Annotated in this window: 6 protein-coding genes; 2 read left to right on the top strand and 4 right to left on the bottom strand. The window is 37.0% G+C overall.

The annotated features are described in order from the left end of the window. Positions 1-555 precede the first annotated feature (555 nt). Positions 556-1,203, bottom strand: a complete 648-nt coding sequence (locus C564_RS0130705) for a response regulator (protein WP_018768122.1) — start codon at positions 1,201-1,203, stop codon at positions 556-558. Positions 1,204-1,247: 44 nt separating this feature from the next. Then, positions 1,248-1,532, bottom strand: a complete 285-nt coding sequence (locus C564_RS0130700) for a sensor histidine kinase (protein WP_018768121.1) — start codon at positions 1,530-1,532, stop codon at positions 1,248-1,250. 454 nt (positions 1,533-1,986) lie between these two features. On the opposite strand from C564_RS0130700, the gene C564_RS0130695 reads away from it, so the two are divergent. Next, positions 1,987-4,227, top strand: coding sequence for an ABC transporter ATP-binding protein (locus tag C564_RS0130695; protein WP_018768120.1), 2,241 nt, complete (start codon positions 1,987-1,989; stop codon positions 4,225-4,227). After that, positions 4,224-6,089 (top strand): ABC transporter ATP-binding protein, encoded by a 1,866-nt coding sequence (locus tag C564_RS0130690; RefSeq protein ID WP_018768119.1) that lies wholly within the window; start codon positions 4,224-4,226, stop codon positions 6,087-6,089. Before C564_RS0130695 ends, C564_RS0130690 begins: the two co-directional genes overlap by 4 nt. Before the next feature lie 60 nt (positions 6,090-6,149). Here the strand turns inward: C564_RS0130690 and C564_RS0130685 are convergent, their stop codons facing one another. After that, a complete protein-coding gene (locus C564_RS0130685) occupies positions 6,150-6,359 on the bottom strand; it encodes a hypothetical protein (RefSeq protein ID WP_026008768.1) in 210 nt (69 codons plus the stop codon). A 189-nt stretch (positions 6,360-6,548) separates the two neighbouring features. Beyond that, positions 6,549-7,259, bottom strand: a 711-nt coding sequence (locus C564_RS0130680; protein WP_018768117.1) for a phospholipase C, incomplete at its 5' end; no start/stop codon positions are given.

Raw genomic sequence — 7,259 nt, 5'->3', positions numbered from 1 at the left:
TCATAGAAATACCATGTATTTCCCTCTTTTACCCACCCTGTTTTCTGCATTGCCTGTTCTGTTTTTGGAGTAAGTTGTTTTACAGCTTCTTGGTTTTCAGCATGAGATACTGCAGGCACTACAAACATTGCAGACATTAAAACTGGTAAAATAGCTTTCTTCATTTTCCATATCCCCCAAATAATGAATAATTTTAGTTTTTATTTCCACAAACAGAATTATATTATGATCTTTAAATATAATCAATAGTTTTTGTAACAAAAATGTAATCTTTTTTATTTTAACGACACAAAATATCCATCAATGTAATTATTGTTACTTTCCAGTTACAATATAAGTGTCATTACACATCTACCAACTTAAGGGATTAATTGTCCCAAAAACGAAAAAGATGAGTCGAATTCTCAGTAATAACTGTAAAAAGGTAAAATTTTCGTTATGGGGGGTGACCTGTTTTCTTAGGTTGATGGCGATGTGGTGCTACCCCAATATTATCTTTACAAAAGTGTATCTTCCCCCCTTTATAATAAATCGAATTCTCTACCTCAGAACAATTTATCTTACTAATTGCATACGAATCCCTAAAACTACAGCTTGCGTGCGGTCTGCCACCTCAAGTTTCTGAATAATGTTATGTACATGGATTTTAACAATTCCTTCTGAAATACGCAGTATATTTGCTATTTCTTTATTCTTCTTTCCATATGCTATGTGTTGCAATATCTCAATTTCTCGATCTGTTAATGATTCTATAGAAGGTGAAGCCTTAGGCTGATTTGTTGAAATATTATCTCTAGAATTTATAATCTTTGCGAGCGCTTGTTTCGCTGTCATGCTATTATATAAAGTGGCGCCGCGCTGTATAGAGCGTACACCATCTAATAGCTCTTTCGTTTGAGTATCCTTTAATAAATATCCGGCGGCACCAGCACGAATCCCATCGAATACATAGTCTTGCACATCAAAGGTTGTCAACAATATTATTTTTGTATCTGGCAAAGATTGCACAATATTGCGAGTTGCATCAATGCCGGTCGCCTGCGGCATTTGTACATCCATCAACACGATATCAGGTATGCAGCGCAAAACAATCTTTACGGCATCCTTACCATTATCTGCTTCACCTACAACTTCCATATCTGATTGACTATTAAATATATACGTCAGCCCTTGTCTGATGATTGGTTGATCGTCCACTAACATGATTCGAATTTTTTTATCGTTTTCATTCGTCGTCCCTCCTATCTCTAGGCTTCATCACATATACGATTCATTAAAGGAATAATCGCTTCCACCTTCAATCCCCCGTCTGAATTAACCGAAAAATTACAAGTTCCCCCAACAGATTGACACCGTTCAATCATTCCTTTTACTCCAAAACCATTTTGGTATAAATTTCTACTTAAAAATTGTCCATTATCGGAAACAATGAGCGATAATTCTTGTGCATGTTCTTGTATACATACATCTACTTCATTGGCACCAGAATGACGTATTACATTTGTAATGGATTCCTGAAGAATACGGAACATTACAATGCTAATGTCCTCAGACCATTCAGAGAATTCTCCGTTTTCCTTTAGTTGAAACCGAATTTGTGAATTAATTTTTCGACATCTAAATCCCTGCTATACAGAATAAAAAGTAACCTACACTCGTTTGCGCTTTCTGTTTTTACTTCGCATGTGGCAGAAAAAGGCCCTGACCGCTTCTATGCATGGCCAGATGCTCTCTCTTACCTAAAAAGAGGGGTTTTATGTCCGTTTTTTAATTGATGTATATATAGTTTAAAATTCTTTAACAAATTCATTATGAAATTCTACACCCTAAAAGTTGCATCATATCTTCATAGAGTCATAGAATTAATCTGTGGTCGAAAGCACGTAAAGAGCTGCTAGAATTCATTACTGAGAATACGAAGAATAAAGGAAGGAACCGAAGTAAAAGCTAAAAAAATTAGAAAAGGAAAATGGAGAGATGAATTAAATGTTAAAGATCATCAAACATTTAAAACCATTTGTTGCCTCAATCATTGCAGTTATATGCCTATTATCCATACAAGCCGTATGTGACCTGTCACTGCCAGACTACATGTCTAACATTGTGAATGTAGGTATTCAGCAAAAAGGTGTAGAAAACGCAGTACCTGGGGTTATTCGTAAAAGTGAGCTCGATAAACTTACACTCTTTATGAATGAAAATGAGAAGAAAAAAGTAGATGACAACTATGTACTTTTAGATAAGAACAATCTTTCTCAAAGTGAGCTGAAAAATGACTTAAAAGATTATCCGCAGCTTGATAAAGAACCGCTTTATAAGCTACATACAGAGGATAAAAATACAATTAATGAACTTAACGATATATTCGGGAAACCAATGTTAATTACACAAGGAATTGAAAAAGGCGGCTCATCTGCTTTCACTGCCCCAGGTGATAACAAAGCACCGGCGAAGCTTCCGCCAAATACAGATCCTTTTGCAGTAATTGCTAAACTGCCTCAAGATCAAATCGATGCAATGAAAGAAAAGACGGATGAAAAGTTTAAGAATATGCCAGGCAGCATGGTAACACAGTCAGCCGTTTCATTCATTGAGAGTGAATATAAAAAGATCGGTATCAATACAGATAAGCTTCAATCCAATTATATTCTTACTTCTGGCGGAAAAATGCTGCTTTTATCCTTAGTAAGTATGGCAGCTACCGTTATCGTGAGTTTACTTGCTGCAAAAGTGGCTGCTGGATTAGGTAGAGATCTTAGAAAGAAAGTATTTCGAAAGGTTACAAGCTTTTCTAATGCAGAGTTTGATAAGTTTTCCACTGCATCTCTAATCACAAGAAGTACAAATGATATTCAACAAGTGCAAACACTTATGGTTATGCTGCTTCGTATCGTATTCTATGCACCGATTTTAGGCATAGGCGGAATTATTAAGGTACTTACTACAGACCTTTCAATGGGATGGATTATCGCAGTTGCAGTTATCGCGATTTTAAGCTTAGTCATTGGTTTATTCAGCATCGCGATCCCTAAGTTTAAGAGTATCCAAAAGTTAGTAGATAAAATTAACTTGATCACTCGTGAATCTTTAACAGGTATGCTTGTGATTCGTGCTTTTAATAATCAAAAGCATGAAGAAAAGAAATTCGAAAAAGGAAATCAAGATTTAACAAGAACCAATTTATTTGTAAGCCGTTTAATGTCATTTATGATGCCAATGATGATGCTTATCATGAATGCCGTTACTGTACTTATTATTTGGGTTGGATCACACCAAGTGGATATGGGACATATGCAAGTTGGTGATATGATGGCATTTATGCAATATACAATGCAAATCATCATGGCCTTCTTAATGATTTCTATGGTATCCATTATGGTTCCGCGTGCTTCTGTATCCGCACAGCGCATTGCAGAAGTTTTAGATACTGACCTTTCTATTCATGACGCAGCGGAGCCAAAAACCTTTACTTCTGACAAGAGAGGCTACGTTGAATTTAAAAATGTTAGCTTTAAATATCCAGGTGCAGAAGAAGATGTGCTTTCCAATATTACCTTTACCGCAAAACCTGGAGAAACGACAGCTTTCATCGGAAGTACAGGTAGTGGTAAATCAACATTAATCAACTTAATTCCACGCTTTTACGATGTAATAAGCGGCCAAATATTAATAGATGGCACGGATATTAGAGAAGTATCTCAGAAGGAATTAAGAGAGAAAATTGGTTATGTACCGCAAAAAGGAGTTCTATTCTCAGGTACGATCGAAAGTAATTTGAAATACGGTAAGAAAGAAGCAACTGAAGAAGAACTCGCAAAAGCGGCAGAAATCGCGCAAGCTATGGAGTTTATTAACGCGAAACCTGAAAGCTTCCGTACAGAAATATCACAAGGTGGTACGAACGTTTCCGGTGGTCAAAAACAAAGACTTTCTATTGCGCGTGCTCTTACGAAAAAATCGGAAATCTTCATATTTGATGATAGTTTCTCAGCTCTTGACTTTAAGACAGACGCAGCCTTGCGGAGGGCTTTAAACAATGAGATTGCGGGAAGTACTATTCTACTTGTTGCCCAAAGAATAAGTACAATCATGAATGCAGATAAGATCATTGTGCTTGATGAAGGAAAAATAGTTGGAACTGGTACTCATGAAGAGCTTATGGAAAACTGTGAAGTTTATAAGCAAATTGCTTTATCACAACTTTCAAGAGAGGAGTTGTCATCATGAGTGATAGAAAAATAGAACATAACAGACAAGGTGGCCATGGCGGCGGTCATATGGGTGGCGGCATGAGGAAGATTGAGAAGGCAAAAAATTTCAAAGAAACGATGAATAAGTTACTTCAATACTTAAAGCCATATAAGTTCTCAATCCTAATCGTTATTATTTTCGCAATCGGTAGTGCTGCCTTTGCAATCGTCGGTCCAAAGATTTTAGGTAAAGCGACAACAAAACTTTTCGAAGGACTCGTAGACAAAGTAACAGGCGTGCACGGTGCTGCCATTGACTTTACCTATATCGGAAACATTGCGCTCCTGCTCCTTGGATTATATATAGCGAGCACTGCGTTTGGCATTATCCAAGGCTATATCATTTCGGGAGTCGCACAAAAGGTATCTTATAACTTCAGAAAAGAAATTGATGAAAAGATCAACCGTATGCCGCTTAAGTACTTTGATAAAACGACACATGGAGAAGTATTATCTAGAGTTACAAATGACGTAGATACTGTGAGTCAAACTTTAAACCAAAGTATGTCGCAAATCATCACATCCGTTATTACAATCATCGGTGTACTCATCATGATGTTATCAATCAGCTGGCAAATGACATTAGTAGCTCTCTTAATATTACCAGTATCAATGACACTCATAATGGGCGTCGTAAAAAGATCACAAAAATACTTTAAGTCCCAACAAGAGTATTTAGGACACGTTAACGGTCAGGTCGAAGAAATTTATAGTGGTCACAATATCGTAAAAGCTTTTAACACTGAAGAAGAAGAAGTGAAAAAATTCGAAGAGGTGAATGATACTCTTTACCACTCTGCATGGAAATCTCAATTTTTATCTGGAATGATGATGCCGATTATGATGTTTATCGGTAATATCGGTTACGTAGCTGTATCCATTTTAGGCGGATGGCTCGCTGTAAAGAGAACAATTGCTGTTGGAGATATTTTAGCATTTGTGCAATATGTTAGAAGCTTTACGCAACCAATCGCTCAAGTGGCCCAAATCGCTAACGTACTTCAATCCACTGCAGCTGCTGCAGAAAGAGTTTTCGAATTTTTAGATGAAGAAGAAGAAATTCCGGAAGCAGAAAACCCAGTGAAGCTTCAAGAAGTTAAAGGAGAAGTTACATTCAAAGATGTTCAATTTGGATATAATCCAGATAAAATCATCATCAATAACTTCTCAGCTAATATTAAACCTGGACAAAAGGTAGCCATCGTAGGACCAACCGGAGCAGGTAAAACAACGATCGTAAAACTATTAATGCGTTTTTATGATGTAAACAGTGGTGCCATCTGTATAGACGGTCACGACATAAAAGACTTCACCCGCGAAGACTTGCGCAGCATGTTCGGGATGGTGCTACAAGACACATGGTTATTTAACGGTTCCATCATGGAAAACATACGTTACGGTAGACTGGGTGCAACCGACGAAGAAGTGATTGAAGCAGCGAAAGCAGCCCACGTTCACAGCTTCGTAAAAACCTTACCAAATAAATATCAAATGAAACTAAACGAAGAAGCAAGCAACGTATCCCAAGGACAAAAGCAACTACTAACAATTGCCCGTGCCCTTCTAGCGGATCCGAAAATACTCATACTCGACGAAGCAACAAGCTCCATTGACACTCGTACAGAAGTGCTGATTCAAAAAGCCATGGAAAACCTCATGGAAGGCAGAACAAGCTTTATCATCGCTCATAGATTATCAACAATCCGTGATGCCGATTTAATCCTTGTCATGAAAGACGGGGATATTGTAGAACAAGGTAATCATGAAGAGTTATTGAAGGCTGATGGTTTCTATGCTTCGCTTTATAATAGTCAGTTTGAAGGTGTGGATGCCTCTTGAGTTAGGTGCGGATGCCTCTTGAGTTAGGTGGGATGAGGGTGAAGATCAGCTTGATCAATTTTATTTTTCTAACACATCTGAACGAATTAATTTTAAATCATCTGTTTTAATTGCACCTGTTGAAGTAGATGATGGTTTAACTTTTGTAGCTGTATCCCAATAACCGCTACCTTGCCAAAACTGTGCAAAAGGTGAATTGATTGTTTTATTTACAACTCCAGCAACTACGGAACCTGGTTTTAAAGTATATTCAGCTGATGGAAGTTTCACTTTATAGCATAAATAACTTTTGCCATATATAAGGCCACTGAAAAAGCCCACTTAATAAGAAAAAGGAGTTCACCACCTACTATATACAGGTAATGAACTCCTTTCCATTTTCTACATATTAATAAAATACACGTTATTTTTTCACAGTAATCACTTTTTCAGTGCCTTCCTATGCATAAGTGTATTTTGTTATTTGTTATTCACGTACGTATCAAACCATAAATGAATATATCCAGCTGTAATACGCTGTGCTTCCATTAAACGTTTTCCTGTTACCGGTGTTACTTCAGCACGCCATTTGTCAGCAGAGTCTTGTGATACCGCTGCTTTTAGGAACCAACTTTTCGTATTATCATTAACAATTGATGGGAAATCAGCTTTTGCAGCTGATGCTGATGCATGAACCCACTCTTCTGGATTTGTACTTTTCCAATTCCAATAGCCATCTCCATCTGTTACTCTATAATTGTCTTTCACTGTATCAACGAAGTTTTCATATTTTGAGTGGAAGCCAAATGGATGCGAAATGTTAGTAAAGTTTGCTGCATGCATTGGTTGGTTGACATCCCCTAAATAATGAAGTGATAATCCTAAATAAAAGAATGCATTTTTCATATCTTTATTTTGATAAGCTTCGCCAGCTAATTTAAAATACTTTGCTCCCGTTTGCTTTGCTTGTTTAGCAAATGGAATATACGTTTTTTCTGAATCAGGATCATAGAAGTGTGAAGCGAATGTGGAATTATCATAGTATGGGTTTTTATAATCTGCAGAATAAATGCCTTCCTCCAAATTAGTACGCCATTCATTTAATAGAGCTGTCTCATTTTGCTTCACCACAGTCGTATTTTGGGACATAATATCAATGGCTCTGTTTACAATCCATAAATGAGAACTTAC

Origin of the sequence: Bacillus sp. 105MF (assembly GCF_000374885.1) — a bacterium.
In the GTDB taxonomy this organism is placed as follows: Bacteria; Bacillota; Bacilli; order Bacillales; family Bacillaceae_G; genus Bacillus_A; species Bacillus_A pseudomycoides.
Note: the sequence above shows the minus strand (reverse complement) of the source record. Positions and strands in the feature narration are given on the sequence as shown.

What these genes read in the sequence shown, in the direction of transcription:
- C564_RS0130705 (WP_018768122.1), bottom strand. Translation starts at nt 1,203, where the DNA reads ATGTTAGTGGACGATCAACCAATCATCAGACAAGGGCTGACGTATATA.
- C564_RS0130695 (WP_018768120.1), top strand. Translation starts at nt 1,987, where the DNA reads ATGTTAAAGATCATCAAACATTTAAAACCATTTGTTGCCTCAATCATT.
- C564_RS0130700 (WP_018768121.1), bottom strand. Translation starts at nt 1,532, where the DNA reads ATGTTCCGTATTCTTCAGGAATCCATTACAAATGTAATACGTCATTCT.
- C564_RS0130690 (WP_018768119.1), top strand. Translation starts at nt 4,224, where the DNA reads ATGAGTGATAGAAAAATAGAACATAACAGACAAGGTGGCCATGGCGGC.